At 54.1% G+C, this 23658-nt stretch carries 19 protein-coding genes; all 19 read left to right on the top strand.

The features are described 5' to 3' along the window. The first annotated feature begins 21 nt into the window (after positions 1-21). Positions 22-918 carry a DUF6651 domain-containing protein gene (locus tag L379_RS00880; RefSeq protein ID WP_006812515.1) on the top strand — a complete coding sequence of 299 codons (897 nt, stop codon included), beginning with the start codon at positions 22-24 and terminating at the stop codon, positions 916-918. Positions 919-944: 26 nt separating this feature from the next. Beyond that, complete coding sequence (locus tag L379_RS00885; protein WP_006812514.1) at positions 945-1820, top strand: major capsid protein; 876 nt, start codon at positions 945-947, stop codon at positions 1818-1820. 74 nt (positions 1821-1894) lie between these two features. Next, entirely contained in the window at positions 1895-2818 is a 924-nt protein-coding gene (locus L379_RS00890; RefSeq protein WP_006812513.1) for an Ig-like domain-containing protein, read from the top strand. Between the two features lie 43 nt (positions 2819-2861). Further along, complete coding sequence (locus L379_RS00895) at positions 2862-3296, top strand: hypothetical protein (protein ID WP_000801184.1); 435 nt, start codon at positions 2862-2864, stop codon at positions 3294-3296. Then, positions 3296-4129 (top strand): hypothetical protein, encoded by an 834-nt coding sequence (locus tag L379_RS00900; RefSeq protein WP_000057119.1) that lies wholly within the window; start codon positions 3296-3298, stop codon positions 4127-4129. The genes L379_RS00895 and L379_RS00900 overlap by 1 nt, the downstream gene beginning before the upstream one ends. 97 nt (positions 4130-4226) lie before the next feature. After that, the gene (locus L379_RS00905; protein WP_001027662.1) at positions 4227-4571 is read left to right on the top strand and encodes a hypothetical protein; all 345 of its coding nucleotides are present in this window, start codon (positions 4227-4229) and stop codon (positions 4569-4571) included. Further along, a complete protein-coding gene (locus L379_RS00910; RefSeq protein WP_006812511.1) occupies positions 4562-5035 on the top strand; it encodes a hypothetical protein in 474 nt (157 codons plus the stop codon). Before L379_RS00905 ends, L379_RS00910 begins: the two co-directional genes overlap by 10 nt. Before the next feature lies 1 nt (position 5036). Next, the gene (locus L379_RS00915) at positions 5037-5420 is read left to right on the top strand and encodes a minor capsid protein (protein WP_000469441.1); all 384 of its coding nucleotides are present in this window, start codon (positions 5037-5039) and stop codon (positions 5418-5420) included. 74 nt (positions 5421-5494) lie between these two features. Further along, the gene (locus L379_RS00920; protein ID WP_006812510.1) at positions 5495-6241 is read left to right on the top strand and encodes an Ig-like domain-containing protein; all 747 of its coding nucleotides are present in this window, start codon (positions 5495-5497) and stop codon (positions 6239-6241) included. 59 nt (positions 6242-6300) lie between these two features. Then, complete coding sequence (locus L379_RS00925) at positions 6301-6618, top strand: hypothetical protein (protein ID WP_000163862.1); 318 nt, start codon at positions 6301-6303, stop codon at positions 6616-6618. A 125-nt stretch (positions 6619-6743) separates the two neighbouring features. Beyond that, positions 6744-6968 (top strand): hypothetical protein, encoded by a 225-nt coding sequence (locus L379_RS00930; protein ID WP_000952684.1) that lies wholly within the window; start codon positions 6744-6746, stop codon positions 6966-6968. Between the two features lie 7 nt (positions 6969-6975). Next, positions 6976-11547 carry a tape measure protein gene (locus L379_RS00935; RefSeq protein WP_032655909.1) on the top strand — a complete coding sequence of 1524 codons (4572 nt, stop codon included), beginning with the start codon at positions 6976-6978 and terminating at the stop codon, positions 11545-11547. A gap of 41 nt (positions 11548-11588) precedes the next feature. Beyond that, a complete protein-coding gene (locus L379_RS00940; RefSeq protein ID WP_000440566.1) occupies positions 11589-11924 on the top strand; it encodes a phage tail protein in 336 nt (111 codons plus the stop codon). Between the two features lie 89 nt (positions 11925-12013). Next, complete coding sequence (locus tag L379_RS00945) at positions 12014-12712, top strand: phage minor tail protein L (RefSeq protein WP_016051624.1); 699 nt, start codon at positions 12014-12016, stop codon at positions 12710-12712. Further along, a complete protein-coding gene (locus L379_RS00950) occupies positions 12705-13493 on the top strand; it encodes a C40 family peptidase (protein ID WP_006812507.1) in 789 nt (262 codons plus the stop codon). The genes L379_RS00945 and L379_RS00950 overlap by 8 nt, the downstream gene beginning before the upstream one ends. Next, a complete protein-coding gene (locus L379_RS00955) occupies positions 13490-14077 on the top strand; it encodes a tail assembly protein (protein WP_032655906.1) in 588 nt (195 codons plus the stop codon). Before L379_RS00950 ends, L379_RS00955 begins: the two co-directional genes overlap by 4 nt. 21 nt (positions 14078-14098) lie before the next feature. Further along, on the top strand, positions 14099-18730 hold the full coding sequence (locus tag L379_RS00960) for a phage tail tip fiber protein (RefSeq protein ID WP_032655904.1): 4632 nt from the start codon (positions 14099-14101) through the stop codon (positions 18728-18730). A 2-nt stretch (positions 18731-18732) separates the two neighbouring features. Further along, positions 18733-19365 carry a DUF4376 domain-containing protein gene (locus L379_RS00965; RefSeq protein ID WP_006812504.1) on the top strand — a complete coding sequence of 211 codons (633 nt, stop codon included), beginning with the start codon at positions 18733-18735 and terminating at the stop codon, positions 19363-19365. Positions 19366-19445: 80 nt separating this feature from the next. Continuing rightward, positions 19446-23627 (top strand): tail fiber domain-containing protein, encoded by a 4182-nt coding sequence (locus tag L379_RS24620; protein WP_006812503.1) that lies wholly within the window; start codon positions 19446-19448, stop codon positions 23625-23627. Positions 23628-23658: the final 31 nt, after the last annotated feature.

The following is a 23658-nucleotide window of genomic DNA, read 5'->3' as shown; positions in this document are numbered from 1 at the left end:
AAGTAACGAAAAGGAATTTCTATGAATCTGTGGCAAATGCTTATGGCCCGTCGTGGCCTGATGGATGTAGCTGAAGCGCATGAGCGCGGAGGCGCTGGTGGCGGTGCTCCTGCTGGAGACAATGAGCAGGGCAATCAAGACCCAGGCAAACAGGGCGAGCAAAAAGAGCAACCGAAGGGTGACGACGACGAGTATGCCGGTATGACTCAGGAAGAGTTGCTGGCAGAACTGCGTAAGTCCAAGAAAGCCGGTGCTGACCTGCTGAAAGAGAACATGAAGCGCAAGGAGAAAGAGCGCACATTGGCCGATCAGCTGGCTCAGTACGGTGATATTGACCCGGCACGTGCTCGCCAGCTTCTCGAAGCTGAACAAGCCGCAGAAACCGCACGTCGGGAGGCGGAGCAGGCTGAACTGGAACGCCGTGGTGAGTTCGATGCTGTGAAAAAGCAGATGATCGAAGCGCACCAGGCTGAACTGGCACAGCGCGACGAACGCTACTCCACTCTGGAGAGCGAGAACGCCGCACTGAAGGCTCAACTGGTCGAAATGACTGTTGGCGCTTCCTTCAGCGGCTCTGCCTTCCTGCGTGACAAAGTTCTGATGACTCCGGCTAAGGCTCGCGTTATCTACGGCTCTCATTTCGAAGTGGGTGAAGACGGTAGTGTTGTGGGCTTTGATAAGCCAGCCGGTCAGAAAGAACGTGCAGTTCTGGTTGACGGTGAAGGCAAACCGTTACCGTTCGAATCCGCGATTGAGCGCATTCTGCGTGCAGATCCGGAAGCTGACGCACTGTTGCGCAGCGAAGCCAAGCAGGGTGCTGGTTCCAATAGCAAACCGACCCACAAAGTAAACCAGCCGAAGAGCAAGTCGACTATGGATAAGTTGACCTCCGGCCTGGGGAAAATCGGACTCAAGTAACATCTTAAATCATAGGGAAATGAAAGATGCCATTACTGCGTGATGAAGCTGAAAAGCTGTCTAACAACGAACTTGAGCAGGGTGTGATCGAGACCATCATCGATCGCGATGACCTGTTCGCTGTTCTGCCTTTCATGAAGATTAATTCTAAGGCATACCTCTACAACCGCGAAGCTACCCTGAGCGAAGCAACCTTCATCGATGTGAACGACACCATCACCGAAGGCGCTGCAACCTTCACCGAACACGTTGCGAAGCTGCGTATCCTGGCAGGCGACGTAGACGTCGACAAATTCCTGGCGACCACTATGTCCGACACCAACAACCAGCTGGCAATCCAGGTTCGTCAGAAGGTGAAAGGTCTGGCTCGCGCATTCCGCCGCAACCTGATTCTGGGCGACTCCAGCACCAACAACAAAGCGTTCGACGGTATTCCGAAGCTGATGCACGACGATCAGAAGATCGACATCGAAGGCGCTTCCATGACCTTCTCCATGTTCGACGAGCTGGTCGACGCGGTGAAAGATCTGGGCGCAGACTGCATTATGATGCGTTCCGAGCACCTGCGTGCTTATCGCGCTCTGCTGCGTACCGTTAGCCTCGGCCCGTCCGAAATCATGATGGAAAACTTCGGTCGTCCGATGCTGTGCCACAACGGTGTACCGTTCATTGTGAACGACTTCATCCCGACTGATTCTGGCAAAGCAAGCATCTACTGCCTGCACCTGTCCGAAGAGAACGGTGTGACTGGTCTGTATGGCGGTGAAAACGCCGGTATCGTTGTTGAGAACATCGGTACTGTTCAGAACAAAGACGCAACCCGTACCCGCGTTAAGTGGTACTGCTCTCTGGCGAACAAGCACGACAAGGCTATCGCCGCGCTGACCAACGTAAAAATTTGATCAGTATAGTAGGTAAGTAATTATCTACCATTTAAGGGTGGGCTATACGCCCACCCTTTTTGTAGGAGCGAGAAATGCCAGAACAAAAGATGAAGATCACGGAAGAGGCGTTTGCGGATTTCACGGGGCATATGTGCCGTGCCGGATTCACCAATTCCATCTCCAACGAGCCTCTGAGCGAGCGCCAGCAGAACCATCTTGCGGCTTGCTTCCGGGCAATTCCGTTCACTCAGTCTGTCACCATTACACCGGCTGCGCCGTCCGTATTGGTGGGTAAAACCGTTCAACTTAGTGCAGGTATCACCATGAGCAAAAGCGCAGATTCATTCACCTGGACGTCGGCCAATGACCAGGTCGCCACAGTCAGCGGTACGGGTCTGGTTACTGGCGTGACTCCGGGAAAAGTGAAGATCACCGCCACCGATAAGCAGACTCAGCTTTCTGCGTCAGTCGAAGTGACCGTTAAGCCTGTCAGCGTGGAGTCCGTTACGGTAACGCCAGACTCTACCTCTGTTGAGAAGGGGAAATCGGTCAAGTTGCGCGTTGATGTACAACCGTCAAACGCAACAAATAAAAGAGTCACCTGGACTTCCAAAAATAACGACAAAGCGACCGTTGACCAGAACGGTAACGTAGCTGGCGTAGCCGTTGGTACGGCAACCATTGAAGTGGTTTCGCAGGATGGCAGCCATAAAGCTACTGCTACGGTTGAAGTCACTGAGCCTGTCGTTGCTGTTACTGGCGTCTCTGTCGATCCGAGCACCACCAGCGTTGAAGCCAACAAAACGGTACAGCTGACCGCGAACATCGAACCGGCTGGCGCAACCAATAAGCGCGTAACCTGGGCGTCAAAAAATGCCGAGTTCGCGACGGTTGATAGCGCAACTGGACTTGTGACCGGTGTGGCTGCAGGTACTGCCACTATCGAAGTCACCACGGAAGACGGTAGCCACAAAGCCACTGCGACCGTTGAAGTGACCGCAGCACCGGCTGCGTAACCAACACATGGGCGGCGATGCCGCCCATTAAGTGAGAAGAAGAATGAAACCAGCAAAAATTCGTTTATTGGAGCCTCAATTTTTGGGGTACACGGGCATTCTCTGCGGTATCCAGTTTGTCGACGGCATCTCGGTTGCCGAACTGCCATTCATCGATCAGCAGCGGATTTGTGCCTCCATGCGTGCCACTACCGTTGAAGGCAAAAATGTATCTCCTTCTGCCGCGTACAGCAGCCGCAATGATTTGACTGCGGACGACATTGTCGAGACGGCGGCCCCGGATATTGTGCCAATGAAACGTGGTACGGCTGAAGTGGAAGCCAAACCGGTACAGCGCTTTACTCGTGAAGAGCTGGAGTCGATTGCGGACTGTGAAGGTATTGCGGGTCTGCGTCAGATCGGCAACCAGATTGGCGTGAAAGCCAAAGGTATCGTTGAAATGATCGAAGGCATCCTGAAAGCACAGGGCGGTGAGTAATGGCGCAGATCGACACGTACCGTAGCGGGGAAGCAGTTTCCCTGTCGTTTGCATTTAACGTTCTGGATATTGAGTCGGCCACGTATACCGTCAGAGATGGCGCAGGTGCGATCATCGTCGATAACGAACCTCTCGATATTACTGAGGGGCAGATGTCCATTCCGGTTGTCGTGTCGGCCGAACACAACCTGCTTTCAGATAAAGAGCGCGATCTGCGACACGTCATTGTCAAAGCGGTGGCATCCGGGCTGACGCATGAAGAGCGCAAGATGTACGTTCTGCTGAATAGCTTCGAGCTGTCAATTCCAGGCCAGTCATTCGCAACGGTCGCAGACGCCCAGATGCAAGCTATCGATATGCTGAACGGCGACACCCTGTTAGCTGATGGCGAAGGGCTGATGCGCAAACGTCTCATTGAGGCCACCAGACGCGTCAAAACGCTGCCGTTCTCAATCCGCAAAGTCCTGCGTATCGACTTCGACCGTTACGACCGCCCGCAAAACATGCTGAACGTCTATGACATTCCGTGGGGTGCTGACGGGGCATATCGTCACGATCTGATCGATTGGGAGCAGATGACGCCGGAGAAATTCGACGAGTTCCCGGACTACTTCAAACAGGCATTAATGCTGGCCGTGGTTAATGAAGCCTGCGAAATCGCTAACGGTAATGACGTAGCGGCAGCCCGCGAGGACGGCATTCTGTCTGAGTCCATTGGTGAAACGACCAATATGTACCGCACCGGCAAAGCGGCAAATGTGCATGTGGCTCGCAGTACCTGGCGACTGCTGGTCAGTTACATCAATAACCGCATGATTGTTCGCCGTGCGTGACGCCAGTCGCATTATTTACTTCTGGTCGAAAGGCTCAAGACGAGCAATCGCGCCTTCGCCTGGTAATGAGTGCGGCTGCCAACCACAGGGAGAGTGCATGAACATTTCATGGCAAGCAGAGATAGCGATTTACCGTCTGGGTTCGAAGAACGTCTACGGTGAAGCGCAATTGCAGTTCGTCAGGAAGACGAACGTCGGCGTCGTTAAGTTTGAGCAAAGTAACGAGAAGTCATCGGTACGTGCGGACAGCTCCGGCAGTCGCGGTAAAGCGAATCTGGAATTGTTCGATGCTGTTCTGGTGATCCCACTTGAGGCCGCAGTGCAGCTTGATGACGTTCTCATTCTGGAGGGGCAAAAGCTGAAGGTATCCAGCGTGCATCGTCGCTGGGGACTGCGTGGGCGCCCTGGGCATCTGGAAGTAGGGGCAAACATATGGGTCTGAAGTACGACGCACATCAGTTTAAGCGTGCTGGCGACAGGCTCAATAACAGCCAGAAAGCCTTTAAGCGTTATCTCATCCGTGACATGGAGAAGCTGGCGCGTCTGGTTGAGCGTCTGGCGCGGGCAATGGCCCCGCTGGAGACCGGCTCACTCGAAAGCGCGATCTTCGCGAGAGTGGTCAAAGAAGGCTATACCGGGCTGCGTATTGAGTTATCGGTATCTGGAGCCAAACCACGCGAAGGGCATCAGGGCGTTGAGGTTGGCGATTATGCGGAGTACATGGAGTTGGGCAAGTATCGTCTAGGCTATCTCTCCCGCATGAAGAGCGTCACCAACCCGCCAGTCGCTGGTGTGAAGCCACGAGTTGGGCCTTTGTTCCTTGAGAGAGCCGTGCAGATCAGTGAGAAGCAGTTCACTCAGACGATAGCAGAAGCGGCAAGGAAAGCAGGTTTTACGAGAGGTTGATGTGTTTATTGAAGCATTTGCGAGCCTGATGCAGAAGGCGAAGATCGGTACAGTCGGCACTGACATTTTCTGTCACTACATGCCAGCCAATGTGAAGTCCGGTGTTCTGTTGGTTACTCCCAATACGGGGATCACCATTGACCATGAGTTAAAAGGCTTCTATCACGACTCTTTCACCGTCATCGTGCGTAATGCGACGATCACAAAGGCGGTGGCGAAAGCCAATAAGATCATGGACATGTTCCCGGTCGAAGAAACCGTGTCGGAGGGCGTTTACTTCCGGTTGGTTCGGCCAATGTCGATGCCGATTACTTATCCCAAAAACGAAGGTTCGTTGATTGAAGCGGGTATCCCGATTGAATTTGCGGGCTATTTGTTGAATTAATAAAATAAGTGAGTATATACTTACCATTGGCACCATGAAGGTGCTGATTTAACGGAAAAAGGAGTTTTCCAACAATGTCCAATACCCATGTAAAAAACATCAAACTTGGCGCCTGCAAAGTGTCGTTTGGTGGCGTTGATCTGGGTTACACCAAAGGCGGTGTTCAGGTTGAAGTTGCGACCGAAACTCTGAAAGTCACCGTAGACCAGCTGGGGCAGACCACCATCTCCGAGCTGGTGCAGGGTCGTAACATCACTATCACTGCGCCGCTGGCCGAGTCTGTGTTGCAGAATATGGTCGATCTGATGCCGGGATCTACCCTGAGCGAAGAAGATAACGCTGTGACCATCACCTCCGCACAGGGCGTCAACCTGATCGACGTAGCCAAAGAGCTGGTTCTGACCCCGCAGGATACCACCGACTACGTTCTGACCATCCCGAAAGCTGCGACCGCAGGTAACTTCACCATGACCTACCAGTCTGATGATGTTCGTGTGTTCTCCGTTCAGTTCACCGCTTACCCGGATGACGACGGCGTGCTGGGGAAAATGAGCGGCCCAAAGCCGGTTAAAACCGTCTCTATCTCTCCGGAATCTCCGGAAGTTAAAGCCGGTGAGACCGTGCAGCTGACTGCCCAGATCACCCCTGCAGATGCCGGCGATAAAACCGGTGTGTGGGAATCCGACAATCAGGAGAAAGCAACCGTTGACCAGACTGGTCTGGTTCGCGGAGTAGCTGAAGGTTCGGCAAATATCTCCTTTACCAGCAATAGCGGCGGCAAGAAAGCGACCAAAGCAGTAACGGTTAATTCTGCCGAATAATCGCGACGCAACTAAGCAGAGGCTCAGGAAGAGCCTCTCTTTTAAAAGGACTTTAACCAATGACCAAATTACTCGATCTCGACTCCATTCTGCCTCCGAAGAAAAGCATCAAGTTCGGCGGTCAGGAATACCCCATCGTTGAAATGACTGTTGGCCTGTTCGTCTCCATCAAGCAGATGGAAGGCAAAGACCTTCAGAACATGTCGCCTGTTGAGCAGGTAACTGCTTACGCCGACCTGGTTCGCAAGGTCATCCCATCCGTGCCGGACGCTGTACTGGAAAAACTGACTGTTCCGCAGCTCCAGCAGATCTTCACCTTCGCTATGGAAGTGATTGATGAAGAGAACGAAAAAGCGGCTGGTGAAGGGGCAAAGTAATTTCCCGCGATGAATCCGGGGTAAAGACCGTATCGATAGATCTCGGATTCTATTTCAGTCGTGTAGTTGCTCACTACGCCGTGTCGCCATTAGAGCTGCTGGGCGTCCCTCTAACGATGTTCTGGATGCTCAGTCGCAACATCGACCGTCTGCGCGCGGAAGAGGATGTCCGCAACCTGCAAGTCGCTCGCGCTGCCCAGGCAGATGGCGAGGGCGTGAAGGCGTTCATGGAGGGTTTGCAACTCAGGATTGGAAGACCAGTCGTAACCGATAAAGTCTACGATCCACGCAAGGATAAGGCAGACCCTGACGCCAAAGAGCAACTGATGCAAATTTTTGGCAGAGGATGACAAGGGAATGTCACAAAACGTAGAGTTTATCCTGTCGCTGGAAGACAAGCAGTTTACAGCGTCAATCGACCGGGCGGGTAAGCTACTTACCAGATTCGGGGAGCAGGCCACAAAGCCCGCTCAGAAAATTAACAATCTGGAACGCTCGTTGGGTTCGGTCTCCCGCATCATCGGCGTTCTGGAGTCCAAGCTCGATGCCACGGCAGACAAACTACAGGATGTAGCTGCCGGCTTCGAGCTTGTGTCTGATGTTTCGCGCAAGACGCGAGGCAACATTACCAGCCTCAACTCAGGTCTCAAAACCCTGATTGAGCGCGTCGACACAACCACCTCATCCGTTAATAAACTCACCACATCGCTGCGCAAGGTTCAGTCTGAACTCAACGAGTTTTCCGATTGGGCAACGTTCGCTGGCAAGAGCGCCAGCCGCTTCGGTACGGAGGTAAAAGAAGCCTCTTCCTCCGTGAGTGGCATGAATACGCGCCTTAACACCACGACGAAGCGTCTCAGTAATTGGGGTGTCACAGCGAGCCAGGCTGCCGAGGGGCTGAAGAAAGTCCGCGATCAGATGGATGCCGTGATTGGCCGCCAGCAACTGATCAGCAAGCCGGTACGTGTGCGCACCAGCGGCTACGGTGAGGGCGGTGGCGGTCGACGTGGCGGCACAAATGGCCACGGCTGGCGCGGTGCTGAAAATGGCGTTTTCTCTGGTCTGCGCGGCAATATTTTCCTGCTGGGCGAGATTGGTGATGCAGCAAGAACGGTAACTGACATCCTGTTTGGCTGGCAGAAGCCAATCGTCGAAGCCGCCTCCGAAATGGAGCGTATGCGCGTCATGTTGCGCGGGCTGAACAAGGACAAGGCCAACCCTGGCAAAGCAGCCGCAGAGGATATGCAGTACATCGTGGATATGGCGCAAAACGCCCCGTTTGCGATGCAGGCGCTGACCGATTCCTTCGTTAAATTCCGCTCGGCAGGTCTCGATCCTACTGACGGATCGCTGAAAGCACTGGTGGACTCCGTTGCACGCTTCGGCGGCGATAGCGAGCTGCTTAAACGTGCTGCCGTGGCTGTCCAGCAGATGTCCGGTAAGGGCGTCGTGTCGATGGAAGAACTGCGTCAGCAATTAGGTGAAGCCGTTCCTAACGCGATGAAGGCGATGGCAGACGCTGCCGGTATCACTATGGGGGAACTGACCAAAGCAGTCTCCACCGGTACTGTGGAAGCGAAACAGGCGCTATCGCTGATGTTCGTTGGTCTGCGTGCGGAGAACGAAAACGCCGCCAAAGACATGATGCAAACCTACACTGGTGCGCTGGCGCAATTGCAAACCTCCTTTACGCTGTTTGCCGATCGTGTCGGTCAGGCGGGCTATCTGGATTCTCTCTCAAAGGGGATGAAAGAGCTGGCCTCCATCATGAATAGCGCAGAGGGCATTTCGTTCGCTAACTCGCTGGGTTCCGGACTCTCCACGGCGATCGACGGCTTACGCGAGCTGGCGCAGTGGCTGGCTAAAAACCAGGAACTGGTTATCAGCCTGGGCAAAGTCGTTGCTGCAATGGTGGCGTTCAAGCTGATGCGTGCCGGGATTGCAGGCGTGATTGGCACTGCCGGGCAAATGGTTAACACATTTACCAAGATGTCGACCGTTCTCCAGGCTCCGTTCAATCTGGGCGCGACAGCTGTCACCCGCTTTAATCGTGCGGCTCGTATGGGGCTGGCTCCAATCCCATCGCTGATCTTCGCTATCCGTGGCGCGATTACGGGGCTTCAGGGCGCGTTTGCTGGGCTAACTGCGTTCATTGCAGCAAACCCCATTGGTGCAGCGTTCACCGTAGCTACCGTGGCTGTAGCCGGTCTTATCACGTATATGACCATGCTCCGCAGCGAAACGTCCAAAGTCGTGGATGAGATCCGCAAAATCCCGGAGGCGATGACGGCGGCCAAGCGTGCGCAGATGGCAGCGCGTGCAGCCGAGCTTGAAAAGCAGATCCAGCGAGACCAGCAGGCGCTTAAAACCGGCGAAAGCGTGAACTACTACTCCACAGCGGCTGGCCCTGTCGCCGTGAAGGAGTCCAAAGAGGTTGTTGAGGCTCGCCTGAAGAAAAATCAGGAAGAGTACGAAAGAACCACAGGCACGATGGCGCTGGGTGATGGCGCGGTGGCCAAACGGCTGGCAAAAGAGGCTGCTGAATCCCAGATTGAGAAAATCCGGGCAGATAACCAGGTCTTCTCTGCGACGTTTGTGAAAGCCCGTCAGGAGGCTCTGGATAAGATCCAGAAAATCAACGACGACAAATCGCTTTCGGACGACGAGAAGAACAAGCTGCTCGCACCGCTTCGCGAGAAGGTGAACAAGTCCTATCTGGAACCGGCGCAGAAGCTGGTCGACGACCTGTCTTCTCGCAAAAACGCAACCGAGAAGCAAATTGCCCACTTCAGCGACATGCTGGAGAAAGCGAAGAAAGAGGGGAACACCGAGCAGGTTCAGAAGCTACAAGGCAGCATCCGTGGGTATCAGGAGCATCTTGAAGCTGTTGCTCAGGAGCTGACTCAGGCGGAGTTCGAGCGTGATAGCGCGGCGAAAACCGGTAAGGGCGTAATGTCCAACCAGGGAACCGTTCTGGGGCTGGGAACGACCGATAAAGCGGCTCAGAAAGCACTGGCGCAGTATATGCGGAACCAGATGGACTCCGCGACCTACCAGCGCACACTGCCAGACGGTACGGCGATGCTGGACTTCGAAGGCAAGCCGATCATCGGGCCGAAACAGCTCAAAACCCAGTTGAACCTGCAGAAAGCCTCCAGCGCCAGCTCTCTGGAGAAAATGAGCGACGAGGAACGTGCAGCCGCGATCGCCGCACTGACCAAAGCGCGTGAGCAGGACGCCGCAGCAGCGGAAAAAGCCGGGCAGCGTACTGCCAATGCTTCTCAGCGTGCCGCGAGGAAGGAAGAAAATGCGCAGCGTAAGCTGGCGGCCGGCTACCAGAAAGCCCTGGATAAAGCCGATCAGCTTATGGGGCAGATGGGTGAAAGCTCAAAAGCGACCGTGTCGTTTGATCAGTCTCTCCGCGATACCACCAAATCGCTGACCGAACTGGCCAACGCCGTACCGAATGAGTTCATCACTCAGGAGATGATCGACAAAGCCAAGTCACGCCTGGCTGACCTGGCGAACGCGAGCGACGACTATCGCGAGATGTTCAACCGCCGCAACGTCGAGCAGATGATCTCCACCTGGGCGCCGGAATCCGATTCTATCATCAGCGCGGGTTACAAGCCGTCTCGTGAAGAGAAGGTGGTCGATTTCAACGACACCTACAACCGTAACCTGAAAGCGTTGATGGATCTGCGTGACCAGGCTTCTGATCCGAAAATCGTGGCGCTTTACACCAAGCAGATTAACCAGCTGGTGGCGGCAGGCAACACCGCTCTCATCAAAGAGACGGGTACGGCGACACAGAAGCTGGCGCTTGAGTACGAGAATCTGGCCGATCAGCTGGAAAATAGCTGGAGCAACCTGTTCAGCAACATGACGGATACGCTGACCGACTTCGTCATGAAGGGGAAAATGGACTTCTCCAGCCTGGCAGAATCCATCCTCCGTGACATCACCAACATGGTTGTGAAGACGCAGATCACCCTGCCTCTCATGAACATGCTGGGGATGGGAACGACGGCAGCGGGCAGCTCTCAGAGCGGCAATCTGCTTTCTGGTGTCGCGTCAGCGGTTGCCAACCAGGGCGTCCGGATGAATGCGGTCAACGGCGATAAGAGCGTGGGTGAGGCGACGAAAGAGACCTCCAGCTCGGTCTCCGGTCTGGGGCAGACCACTCAGCAGACGACCAGCGCGATTGGATCTGCAACCAACGCGATCGGCAGCTGGGTAAATGGACTGTTCACCAGTACTGAAGCCAAAGACGCGGAAACCAAAGCGGTGAAGACATCCATCTTCTCCATGCAGAACCTTAGCTCTGTCACTGGGGCGCTTTCTGCCGCGTTTGCCATGCTGGGCGCAAACATGTCCGGCTCTGGCAATAAGTGGTTGAGCTTCGGCGCTACCATTGCCTCCGGGCTGGTGTCGGCCTGGGCTGGTGGTGGCTTCGACAACATCGGATCTGGTTCCTCCGGCTCTAACTCCGGATTCAACAATCTCACCGGATCGGCATCTGATGGTACTGGCGGCATCCCGGCAATTCCGAAGTTCGCCAAAGGCGGCATTTTCGGGAAAGACGGCGTGGTTCCGCTGCGTGCGTATCAGAAAGGTGGCATCGCTGATTCTCCACAGCTGGCGCTGTTTGGTGAAGGGGATATGAACGAAGCCTACGTTCCGCTTCCGGATGGGCGTTCCATCCCGGTCACGCTCAACGCAGAGGGTGTTAAAGGCGGCGGTGGCGGCGTTTTCTCACCTGTCAGCATTGAGATCAACGTCAACAGCGACGGCAGTGTCTCGGAGAACAGCAATTCCGAAGGCGCATGGAGTCAGGCAGCGCAGCGCATGAAGGCGATCGCGCTTGAAACCATCGCTCAGGAGAAGCGGCCAGGCGGTTCGCTCAACCCTAACTCTCAACGTAACTAACCACGGCTGCCCCGGAAGGGGCAGTCTCACAAGGATGTGAGATGGAAAGACTGACTTTTAACTGGTATCCCGACTACGAGTCGGAAAAGACCGTGAAGCCTAACGTGACGGTGCTGAATTTCGGTGACGATTACGAACAGCGCCAGGCCAAAGGTCTCAATCGCATTAAAGAAGAGTGGAGCCTAACATTTACGCGCTCTTACGACGTTATTAATGCCGTCGATGACTTTCTGACGGCACGCGCGGCCGTTGAGTCGTTCTACTGGACGAACCCTCGTGGCAAAAAGATGGTTGTGGTGTGCGACAGCCATACTGTGAAGCGTTACCAGGGCTATCTCGTTCTCACTGCGACCTTCCGACAAATTTATGAAGGATAATTTAACCCACTAGATAAGTAAGCACTTATTTACTATTATCTATAGGCGCTGACAGGATGTTGGCGCCTCTTTATTTCAAGGAAGAAACGATGGGTATTAAAGCTGATATTCAGAGCTTGTCGCCCTCCGCGCTCATTGAGCTGTTCGAACTTGATATGTCGAACACCACCTCTGGGGGCAAGCTGTTTTTCCACGCCGGTACAAACGAACTGATGGAGCCAGTCGTTTGGCAAGGCGTGTCCTACGAACCGTGGCCAATCAAGGCGTCAGGCTTTGATAAGACTGGTCAGGGTACTTTGCCGCGTCCAAAAATCCAGGTCTCCAACTTTGCCGGAACTGTCTCCGCTGAAGTTCAGGCAAACGACGATCTGGTGGGCTGCCGCATCATCCGCAAGATGACGCTGGCGCGTTTTCTCGACGCGGCCAACTTCAAAGACGGGAATCCAACCGCAGATCCAAACCAGCACTTCCCGGATGAGATGTGGTTCATCGAACAGAAGACTCTCGAAACCCATGAGGTTGTCGAGTTTGAGCTGTCGAGTGTGTTCGATCTGATGGGTGTGCAGCTGCCGTACCGCCAGATCATCAAAAACACCTGCCCGTGGAAATACCGCGGTCCAGAGTGCGGCTACACCGGCCCCTATTTCGACAAAAACAACCAGCAAACCACCATGTCAGGCGCGGATTACTGCACGAAACGCTACGACTCATGCAACGCACGCCGTAACTACTTTGCCAATGGCGTAATCCACTTTGGCGGGTTCATTGGAGCAACGCGTTATGGGTAATAGAGCTTTCCCGGAGCTTGGTTCGGACGTTATGCAGGAAATCTATCTGACAGCCATCAAACGCTACCCGAACGAAGCGTGTGGCTTTCTGGTGCGTACCACTGGCGAGAAATATCGCTTCATGGAAGCCCGGAACGTGTCTGAAAACCCGGAAAACACGTTTGTTATGCACGCTGACGACATTATCGCAGCGGAAGATGCGGGAGACGTGGTTGCCATCTGGCACTCCCACACTGACGAATCAGCTGAAGCGTCAGACGCCGACCGCGCCGGATGCGAGGCAACGGAAGTTCCGTGGCTGATTCTGGCTGTTAGGAAGAATGTCGAGGGCGATGCGCCATTTCACTTCAGTGAGATGAATGTGATCACCCCAGACGGCTTTGAGATGCCTTATCTGGGGCGGCCCTATGTGTTTGGTGTCTTCGACTGCTGGATGCTGTGCCGCGACTACCTGAAGCGTGAGTTCAACGTCGAGTTGAATCCAAACCCGCACCTGCATATTCCATCGTGGTACACGGGTGATACCGACATTCTCGATCAGAACTACCGCAATGAAGGGCTTGTTCGTCTGGCGCCGGGGACGGAACCCCAGCGTGGTGACGTCTTCTTCATTCAGTACGGAAAGATGCCTGACCACTGCGCGGTGTACATCGGAGACGGAATGATCCTGCACCACCAGATCGACCGTCTGAGCTGTCGCGCTTATTACGGTGGCATGTACCAGAAACACACGACGCACCACCTGCGTCACAGAGACTTACTCAAGGGAGATGAAGCGTGACTGAGTTAGTTCATGTGCAACTTGGTGGCCCGATGGCCAGACATTTCGGCCGCCACTGGCATTTAAAAGTGCGCAACACCAAACAGGCGTTGGATTTGGTCGAAGCCAACCGTCCGGGCTTAAAAGCCTGGATGAAACGCAACATGAAGACCTACGACAGTTACCACATCCAGATCACCAATAAGCAGGGGCATAAGTGGTCGGTTGATGAGAGCGAGTTTCAAATGATGGGGCAGTCCGACAACATCGCGAAGATCCGCATCACGCCAGTTCCTCGCGGTAGTGGCGGTAAGGCTTTTGGTTGGTTCCAGACAGTCGTAGGGGCACTCGTCATGGTTGCCTCATTCTGGTTCCCAGCGCTGGCCCCGCTCGGCTTGTCGCTAATGATGGGCGGTATTTCGCAGCTAATTTCGCCCCAGGCGACCAATGACAGCGTAAGGCAGGCAGATAACTCGAACTCGTTTTATTTCGACGGGCCACAAAACACCACTAACCAGGGCAACCCGGTTCAGCTCATTTATGGCGAGGAAATTCTGGTCGGCTCACAGGTTGTGAGTTCTTCGATCACCATCGACCAGCTTTAGTAAGAAGGGAAATTTTTGAACATGGAACAGTTCAAGAAGAAGAGACTGCCTCTCCTGATTGCAGGTGCTGGCGGTAAGAAAAGCAGTGGCTCCAGCCGCACGCCGGTTGAAGCCGACGATACCGTAAACTCGCGTGCTATGGCGTCCATCCTCGACCTGCTCGGGGAGGGTGTCATTGGCGGGCTGGTGGATGGCGCAAAGTCGATCTTCGTTGATGACCTGCCAATCCTGAACGAAGACGGATCTCCAAACTTTAGCGGTATCACCTGGGACTTCCGCGATGGCTCACAAGACCAGACGCCGATGTCCGGGTTCGATTTCGTTGAAACGCCGAAGTCAGTCAACATCCAGCTGAAAAGAATGCACGACGTTACGATTGCCATCGATAACGATGAGGCAGACCGTGTCCGCGTCATTCTGAAGTTCCCGTCTCTGCGTAGCATTGACAAAAAGACCGGTGATACCAACGGTACGACCGTGAAGTACAAATTCCAGATTGCCAATGGCGATAATGCCTTCAAGGACGCCATTGCAGAAGGGGAGAGCACTTCCGAAATTACGCTGACGGCAAAAAAGACGGGCGTCTACTACCGCAGCTATGAACTAAAACTGCCCAAGCCAGGCCGTGCCTACAAGGTTCGCGTGCTTCGTCTGACCGATGACAGCAACACTCAGTACATCTTTAACGATACGTGGGTGGACTCTGTCGGTGAGATCGTCGATACGCCGATGAACTACCCGAACTCCGCGCTGGTCGGCCTCAAGGTCAACTCAGAGCAGTTCGGCAGCTCGATGCCGTCTCGTTCGTATCTGGTGCGTGGTCTGAAGATCCGCGTCCCGTCCAACTACGACGAACACACAAACACCTATATCGGCGTATGGGATGGCACATTCAAGCTGTTGTCATCTTCCAACCCTGCCTGGATTCTCTTCGACCTGCTTACCAACGCTCGTTATGGCCTGGGGCAGTACGTTTCTGAGTCCATGATTGACCTCGGGCAGATTTACCAGATTGGCCGCTACTGCGATGAAGAAATTGACAATGGCTTCGGGGGTAAAGAGAAGCGCTTCGCTATCAACACCCAGATCACCTGCCGTCAGGATGCGTACCGACTGATTCAGGATATCGCTGGCGCCTTCCGCGGTATGGTCTTCTGGGCTGGCGGCATGGTTAACGTCATGCAGGATAGCCCGTCAGATCCGGTCATGATGTTCACCAACGCGAACGTCAAAGACGGCATGTTCAGCTACAAGGGATCTGCGCGTAAAGACCGTCCGTCAGTTGCTCTTGTGACCTACAACAACAAGGAAGACGGCTACAAGCAGAACATCGAGTACGTCGAAGACCAGGAGGCGATGCGTCGTTATGGCGAGCGCAAAACCGAAGTGGTTGCGTTCGGCTGTACCAGCCGTGGCCAGGCGCATCGTGTCGGTCTGTGGCTGCTGTATACCGCACGCATGGAGTCCGACGTTATCAGCTTTACGGCAGGGCTGGATGCTTCCTTCCTGATGCCGGGCGAAACGGTGCTGATTCAGAACAAATACCGTGCTGGTAAACGCAACTCTGGCCGCATTGTGGCGTTCACAAAGAACAGCATCACTCTCGACGCACCGGTTACGCTGAATAAGGCTGGTAGCTACATCCGGATCTTGAATCAGGAAGGCGAAATCGTTGAGCGCGATATTCTTGAGACCGGGGAAGACATTACCAAAGTAACCTTCTCCAAAGCGCTCAATTCCGGTGATATGCCGGTTATGAATGGCGTCTGGACGATTACCGAGCCAGATCTGGAGCCAATGCGCGTGCGTGTTATCAACGTTGCCCAGGGCGAGGCTCAGGGGACGTTTGACGTTACCGTTGTCCAAAATAACGCATCGAAGTACGAAGCCATCGACAACGGCGCGACGCTGATCCCCGAGAACAACACCGTTCTCGACCCGACTTATTCGAAGCCGACCAACCTGCAGGTGACGGAAGGGACGTATATCTCCAGTCCGGGCAACCTCTCAATCAAGCTCGTTGCCACCTGGGAAGGTAAGTCTGCGGAATATTGGATCAGCTGGCGTCGTTCCGATGAGAACAACGTCTCTAACTGGCAGTCCGCACGCGTTACCGAAGAGCAGTTCGAGATACTCAATATTGCCGAGAATGGCCAATACGACATTCAGCTCTATGCGGTTTCGTTCAGCGGCAAGAAGACGGACATCATCAGTACCGTTTACCAGGTGAAAGGTACGATGACGCCGCCAGGCTCTCCTACCTCTCTGACGGCCGTTGGTGACTACCGCAACGTGATTCTGAATTGGGTCAACCCGGACTCAATCGACCTCGATCACATCAACGTGTACGCCTCCCAGACCAACGATCTGGAAACGGCAAAGTTGATTGCAGAGGCTGCCAGCACCACGTTCACCCATGCCGGTCTTGGGGATAGCGAGACCTGGTACTATTGGGTTCGCGCGGTGAACAAGCGTGGCATGTTAAGCCCGCCGAACTCCAATCTGGGTACGGAAGCGATGACGCGAGACGTCCTCTCATTCCTTACCGGGAAGATCACCTCTTCCGAGCTGGGACAGGAGCTGCTGGAGGAAATCGACTCTAAAGCCTCTCAGGATGCGGTCGACGCCATCAACAAACAGATGGAAGAAAGCCTGAAAGAGCTTGATCAGTCCGTTGCCGATCTGGACAGCAAACTGGAAGACACCAGCGGTCGGCTTGAACAGGCCCAGAACGACCTCAAAAATGAAGTCTCTGGCACGCTGGACAAGGTCAACGACGCGCTGCAACAGGTTGAGGACTCTAATGCGGCTCTGGTTGAGTTGCAGGAGACCGTTTCCGAGCAGGGCAAAGCCGTTGCAGGTGCTGTGGAAGCGGCACACGCTGCGCTCGACAATGCCTCCGCGCTGATTGCTGAAGAGCGTGAAGCCCGTGTCGAAGGCGATAAGGCAAATGCCAAACAGATTGAGGCAATGAAATCCTCCGTCGATGACAGCGTTGCCGCCGTCGAAGAGATGAAAAAGACCGTTGCCGAAGTCGAACGCGCCAGCGCGGAAGTATCGACCAATATCGAGGCTCTGGCCAAAACCAATATTGACCTCGCTCTGCGTCAGGATGAAGACCAGCACAAGCAAATGGTCAATAACGCGAAGATCGCCACCACTCAGAAGACGTTTGCCGACGATATGTCTGCAATGGCCTCAAAAGTGGAAGAGATCCGCGCAGAAATTGGTGAGGATATCCGGGCATCGATTCTGGAAGAGACAACGGCTCGCGTAGAGGCAGATAAGGCTATTGCGACGCATATCTCCAAGCTGGAAGCCCAGCTCAACGACGATATTTCAGCGGCCATCGTTGCTGAACAAGAGGCGCGTGCGACTGCGGATGAAGCGCTTTCTCGTCAGATCACCACGTTGCAGGCGAAAGTTGAAGGGGATATCAGCGCGGCACTCACTGAAGAACAGATTGCCCGAGCCACAGCGGATGAGGCGCTATCGAAGCAAATCACCCAACTGAAGGCCCAGACTGGTGAGGATATCAAAGCCGCCGTTGCGGAAGAGACCCAGGCTAGAACCGATGCAGATGGTGCTCTGGCTTCGCAGATCAGCTCGCTGAAGGCTCAGACGGCAGAGGACATCAAGGCCGCTGTCGACACGGAGACGAAAGCGCGTACAGATGCCGACTCTGCTCTGGCCGGGCAGATCACCAATCTTCAGGCTCAGACCGGCAAAGATATCAACGCTGCTATCACATCCGAAGCCACCGCGCGTGCAAATGCTGACGGTGCTCTCGGTAAGAGAATTGATACAGTTAAGGCTGAAGTTGATGGTAACTCGGCTCTCATCCAGGAGCAGGCGAAGGCAATTGCTGATACCGATAAGAAGGTTTCTGCTGCCTGGACGCTGAAGATGGAAACGTCTACCAGTGGCGGCCAGAAGTACGTTGCAGGTATCGCGCTGGGTATCGACAGCACCGGTCTATCGCAGTTTTTGGTTCAGGCAGACCGTTTTGGTCTGGTCAACTCCGTAAACGGGAAGATCACCACGCCTTTTGTCATCGAAAACAGCGTGGCGTATATGAACGGCGCTTATATCAAAGACGGCACAATCACTAACGCCAAAATTGGTAACGTCATTCAGTCGAACGATTACGCCGCTGGCAGTAAAGGCTGGATTATCCCCAAAAATGGTAGTCCTGAGTTTAATAACGGTACGTTCCGGGGAAGCATCACTGCGAACTCCGGCTCGCTGAATAACGTTACCATCGCACAGAACTGCCAGATTCTGGGGAAACTGCACGCCAACCAGATTGATGGCGATATCGTTAAAGCCTACATGGTTAATGGCAGCAGTATCTATCTTGCGCCTCAGACGTTCGCTCGTGTGATCTACGTTTCCGGTGGGTACTACTATTACGCTCCATCGGAGAATACCAACACCTATTCATGGTCAAGGATTACTGAATATACGGTAAATGGTGTCAAGCAGCAGATGTATGGCAAACGAGACAACTCAGAAAACCAGTCCGGCATGTTCGGCTATTACAACTTGCCTGCTGGCCAGTCTGCAACTGTCGATGTTTATACCTGGCACGAGCAGCGTAAATACAATCACCGTGTTAACGAGCCTTATCTCGTTCTGGTGTTTAAGGCTTAAAAATGGAGAAGGATATTATGGAAGAAACCCCCGTCATCTCTGCTGTAAGGAATGCAGTGCGCAATCTTAGTGGCGGGATCTCCTGTGAGATTCAGTTTGATGGGCTTGTTATGGAGGATGGTGTAACGCCTCTGTTTTTGCCATACACATTGGCAGAGACTGACACGTCACCTTTGGCAAAGAAGATACTTGAGGCGCTGGGGTCTGAAGCCAGTGGCGGTATCGCACCGTACCCTGATCAGGACGAGTACATTGAACGGTTGAAAGTCGAGAAGCTGGCAGAAATTAACGACTGGCGTATTCGTCAGGAAAGTTTCACCGTCTATTTCGAATGGAACGGCCACCGCTGGGACGCGAATGACATTTCCAAAGAGCGGCTGGATATCTCGCTAAAAGCTGCGGCAGGCGGTCTTCCGGACAATTTCTTCTGGACAGATGCGGACAATAACGATGTTCCGGTAACGCTGGAGCAACTGAAGGAGCTAGAGATGCGAATGACGCAGACGCTATTCGACCGCAAGTTCAGCATTCACGAACACCAGAGGGTGATGAAAAAAGACATTCTGGAGATGAGCGACCCTGAGCTAATCAAAAATTATCAGGTCGGATGGGAGGATGGTTCTGCTCGACGGTAGACATCCATCTTTACATCGGTAAAAATAAGTATGTACTTACTTATGGCGGGCATGGATGCCCGTCTTTTCAAGGAGAGAATATGTGGTACAGGGAAGGTACTATCACATTTACACAGGGAAGTGACGCACTTTCTGGCACTGGCACGTACTGGAATGTGACCGCCAACGGCGTTCTGCCGGGCATGATCGTCATCGGCCCTGACAACAAATTGTACGAAATTAAGCGCGTAATCAGCGACACAAGCCTGATTCTCGCGGAGCCGTACACGGGCGAGACCCAGACGGACGTTCCGTGCCGCATCATCACAACCTATGAAGGCGACTTAACGCAGTTCAGCGCACGCTTTACCGCGCTCATGACCCGAATGTCAGCCGACTCGAAGACGATGCGCAGCTGGTTGACGGCAGTTGATGAGGTAACGCTTGAGCGTGAAGACGGTACGGAAGTGACCGTGAAGTCGCTGACGCAGATCGTCAATGAGCATAACGCAAACCAGAAATGGTATACGGATAACGCCGACGTTATCAATGCCGCTGGCGACAAGGCCAGGGAAGCTGCTGCCAGTGCCGCGGCCGCTGCGGAAAGCGCCAATACAGCGTCTACCAAAGCCACCGAAGCAAGCCAGAGTGCTGCCGCAGCTGCTGCATCAGAAAACGCTGCCGGTGCAAGCGCTTCCGCCGCAAAAACGTCTGAAACCAATGCTGAGAGCTTCAAGGTAGATGCTGCTGCGTCTGCCGCGACAGCGTCTACCAAAGCGACTGAAGCGGGAGAATCAGCCACGAGTGCCGCGGCATCCAAAGATGCGGCGAAAGCATCTGAAACTCAGGCTGCGACCAGCGCGTCCGAAGCCTCTGCTTCGGCGTCTGCCTCGTCTGACTCTGCTGCTGCTGCCAAAACCTCTGAAACCAATGCCTCTGCCTCAGAGCAGGCCGCCGCTGGCAGTGCAGCTGATGCGCTGGCCTCAAAAAATGCGGCTAAGGAATCAGAAACCCATGCTGCTTCGAGCGCCGGTGAGTCGGCGGCAAGTGCTGCGGCTGCCAAAACGTCAGAAACCAACGCCGACGCATCACAGAAGGCTGCTGCTGCCAGCGAGTCAGCTGCCGCATCCAGCGCGAACGCCGCTTCCGAAAGCGCCACCGCTGCAGGTGAGTCTGCTGACGCCGCTTTAGCGAGTCAAAACGCGGCTGCGTCCAGCGAAGAGAAGGCAAAAACTTCGGAGACCAATGCAAAGGCGTCCGAGACAGCTGCATCGGAGAGCGCAACGGCTGCCGAAGCATCAAAAGCGGCTGCCCAGAACTCAGAAGCCCACGCAGGGGAAAGTGCCGCTGCCGCAGCTGGCAGTGCTGATGCTGCGAGCAAATCAGCTACTGCGGCTGCCGATTCGGCCACAACTGCAACAGAGAAGGCCAACGTTGCCAGTGAACAGGCGACAGCTTCTGAGGCATCTGCCGCAGCCGCCAAAACCTCTGAAACCAACGCGAAGTCTGCTGAGACCGCCGCTGAAGGATCTGCAACAGCTGCTGCCAAATCCGCAGGTGAGGCTGCTGCTTCCGCAACGACTGCGACCGAAGCGATGGCAGTGGCTGAAGCTAAAGCCAAAGAAGCCTCTGATTCTGCTGCTCTGGCATCCACGAAAGCAACTGAGGCGACCGATGCGGCTGCCGGGGCGAAAACTTCTGAACTGAATGCCAAAGAATCAGAAACGAAGGCTTATGAGTACGCCCAGAACGCCCAGGCCAGTGTTGCCAGTGTGAAATGGAAAGGGACTTCGGCTGAAATGGACATGGCTACCGACGCGCCGAAGTGGGTGAAAGTGTCCACGGCACGTATGCCACAGTCGACCAGCACCGTATACATCGAAGTGATCGGCGGGGCAGGGTACGAAGCCGGGCAGCCAGCGCTTGCTGCAATGGCCGATATCGTGCTGCGAACTGCTGCAGGCGATCCGAAATCGGTGAATGCGGTCGCTTATCGCACTATGGATTCGGCTGTGCTGTCTGTAGCTACCGTGAACACGGCTGATGATAACTACGACATTTACATCAAAGCTGGCGCTGGCTCTCAGAAGCTGGTCGTCAACCTGCAATCTGCCGGTGCTGTGGTCGAAACTCTGGAAGTACTGGAGGTTGTGGATACGCTGCCTGAAGACGCTGTAGAGGGGACTGTCTACCATCGCGTCATTTCTGATCAGGATGGCTCCATTACCGGTTCGCTGGTGGGTAACGCAAGTACCGCTACCGTGCTTCAAACCGCTCGTTATATCGGTGGGGTGAGATTTGACGGTTCGACTGATATCAACCTGCCAGGTGTGAATATTCAGGGTGATCAGAACACCACTGGTAATGCCGCTACTGCAACCAAACTGCAAACACCGCGGACAATCAACAGCGTAATGTTCGATGGCTCTGCCAACATTACTATCCCGACGTTGGTTTCCCGCGGGCGAGTTAATGCGCTGGCTTCGAACACTCAAGGGGCCATGCCTGGCATTCAGATGTATGAAGCCTATAACAATAGCTATCCAACGGCTTACGGCAACGTTATTCACTTGAAAGGTGCTTATGCGTCTGGTGAGGGTGAACTTTTAGTTGGTTGGAGTGGAACAAGCGGTGCTCATGCCCCGGTATATGTGCGATCTCGACGTGATGCCGGTGACGCAAACTGGTCTGGTTGGGCACAGGTTTACACCACAGCACACAAACCCACAGCGAAAGACGTTGGGGCCGCGCAAGCATTTAGCGCGTCGTACAGCACAGGGGCTGGTAATTGGACTACCGCTGAATTTATCGCATGGCTGAAGGCGCGTGGTGCTTTCGAAGTGCCGTACTGGATGATGAAGGGTTCCTGGTCATATGCCGACAATAAAATTATCACTGATACAGGTGTCGGCAATATCTGCCTTGCTGGTGCGGTTATCGAGGTTTTAGGTACCGAAGGCGCAATGACCATCCGAGTTACTACGCCTACAACGACTACCGGTGGTGGGATTGCCTGTGCTCAGTTCACCTATATTAATCACGGTAGCGCGTATGCCCCTGCCTGGCGCAGAGATTACAACACTGCTCTCAAACCCACTGCGGCTGATGTCGGTGCGTTACCGATTTCTGGCGGAACAATGACTGGTGTGCTGACGCTGCAAAATGTGAGTCAGCCCCTCAAGACGCAAGGTGGAGGCATTCTGGCAAATGATGGAAATTTATACATTAATAAGTCGGGATTTGCAGGCTGGATTGATGCGCTATTTATGAAAAACAGCGGCGGTACGATGTCCGGACAGCTTAAGATCCGCTCTACGGATGGGTTACGCATTTACGATGCGGCATACGGGATGATTTTTCGCCGTTCCGAAAATAATTTTTACCTTATCCCGACAGCAAAAGACCAGGGAGAAAATGGTGATATAGGTTCGCTTCGTCCATTTTATGTAGATCTCACTAATGGCAGAGTAACAATGGGCAATGGTGCTGTTGTTAACGGTGGTCTTGGGCTGGGTGTGGTCAATGGTCTTGGCGGTAATTCCATTGTTCTGGGTGACAATGACACCGGCTTTAAACAGAACGGAGATGGCATTCTGGATGTTTACGCCAATAGCGCCCATGTTTTTAGGTTCGTTAATAGCACGCTGCAAAGCCTTAAGCCGTTGAGTGTAACGGGTGACATCACGTCAAGTGCGTGGGTTTACGCCAACCGTTTTTCCATCAACAGCGGCTCTGGCGCGTGGATAGATATGCGTAACCAGAACGTCATCTTCGGGAGGAACGCTGTAAGTACAAGCTCTGCACAAGCGTTGTTGAGACAAGACCACGCGGATCGCAAATTCTTCTTGGGTGGCTTGGGAAACAGTCAGTTTGGTTTTTACATGATCAACAACTCACGTACCGCAAACGGCACGGATGCGAACGCATACCTCCAGAATGATGGTACTTGGGTTTGTGGCGGTAATGGCAGCTTTAATGACGTTTATATCCGCTCTGACCGTCGTAGCAAACGCAATATTCGCAAGATTGAACGAGCGCTCGACAAGCTGGATCGGATCGAAGGTGTTCTGTACGAGATTCAGGTCTGTGACCGGTATGAGCAGTCTGGCGGCCTCATCGCTCAGGACGTCCAGAATGTTCAGCCTGAACTGGTAACGGTTGACCATAACGATCAGTCAGGAGAGCCTCGTCTGCGTCTTAACTACAACGGCGTTATCGGCATGTTGGTCGAGGCTGTCAAAGAGCTGCGCGAGGAAGTGCGCGAACTGAAGGCAAAAATGTAATCAAGGTGAATGGTGAGGGGCCACCCTCACC

The sequence above is a fragment of the Enterobacter sp. MGH 33 genome (assembly GCF_000534535.1).
Lineage (GTDB): Bacteria > Pseudomonadota > Gammaproteobacteria > Enterobacterales > Enterobacteriaceae > Enterobacter > Enterobacter hormaechei_C.
The sequence above is the reverse complement of the archived record's forward strand: the minus strand, read 5'-3'. Positions and strand labels throughout refer to the sequence as shown.

Bases quoted from the DNA above. Each gene is read 5' to 3' on its own strand.
- L379_RS00880 (WP_006812515.1), top strand. From the start codon at position 22: ATGAATCTGTGGCAAATGCTTATGGCCCGTCGTGGCCTGATGGATGTA.
- L379_RS00885 (WP_006812514.1), top strand. From the start codon at position 945: ATGCCATTACTGCGTGATGAAGCTGAAAAGCTGTCTAACAACGAACTT.
- L379_RS00890 (WP_006812513.1), top strand. From the start codon at position 1,895: ATGCCAGAACAAAAGATGAAGATCACGGAAGAGGCGTTTGCGGATTTC.
- L379_RS00895 (WP_000801184.1), top strand. From the start codon at position 2,862: ATGAAACCAGCAAAAATTCGTTTATTGGAGCCTCAATTTTTGGGGTAC.
- L379_RS00900 (WP_000057119.1), top strand. From the start codon at position 3,296: ATGGCGCAGATCGACACGTACCGTAGCGGGGAAGCAGTTTCCCTGTCG.
- L379_RS00905 (WP_001027662.1), top strand. From the start codon at position 4,227: ATGAACATTTCATGGCAAGCAGAGATAGCGATTTACCGTCTGGGTTCG.
- L379_RS00910 (WP_006812511.1), top strand. From the start codon at position 4,562: ATGGGTCTGAAGTACGACGCACATCAGTTTAAGCGTGCTGGCGACAGG.
- L379_RS00920 (WP_006812510.1), top strand. From the start codon at position 5,495: ATGTCCAATACCCATGTAAAAAACATCAAACTTGGCGCCTGCAAAGTG.
- L379_RS00925 (WP_000163862.1), top strand. From the start codon at position 6,301: ATGACCAAATTACTCGATCTCGACTCCATTCTGCCTCCGAAGAAAAGC.
- L379_RS00930 (WP_000952684.1), top strand. From the start codon at position 6,744: ATGCTCAGTCGCAACATCGACCGTCTGCGCGCGGAAGAGGATGTCCGC.
- L379_RS00935 (WP_032655909.1), top strand. From the start codon at position 6,976: ATGTCACAAAACGTAGAGTTTATCCTGTCGCTGGAAGACAAGCAGTTT.
- L379_RS00940 (WP_000440566.1), top strand. From the start codon at position 11,589: ATGGAAAGACTGACTTTTAACTGGTATCCCGACTACGAGTCGGAAAAG.
- L379_RS00945 (WP_016051624.1), top strand. From the start codon at position 12,014: ATGGGTATTAAAGCTGATATTCAGAGCTTGTCGCCCTCCGCGCTCATT.
- L379_RS00950 (WP_006812507.1), top strand. From the start codon at position 12,705: ATGGGTAATAGAGCTTTCCCGGAGCTTGGTTCGGACGTTATGCAGGAA.
- L379_RS00960 (WP_032655904.1), top strand. From the start codon at position 14,099: ATGGAACAGTTCAAGAAGAAGAGACTGCCTCTCCTGATTGCAGGTGCT.
- L379_RS00965 (WP_006812504.1), top strand. From the start codon at position 18,733: ATGGAGAAGGATATTATGGAAGAAACCCCCGTCATCTCTGCTGTAAGG.
- L379_RS24620 (WP_006812503.1), top strand. From the start codon at position 19,446: ATGTGGTACAGGGAAGGTACTATCACATTTACACAGGGAAGTGACGCA.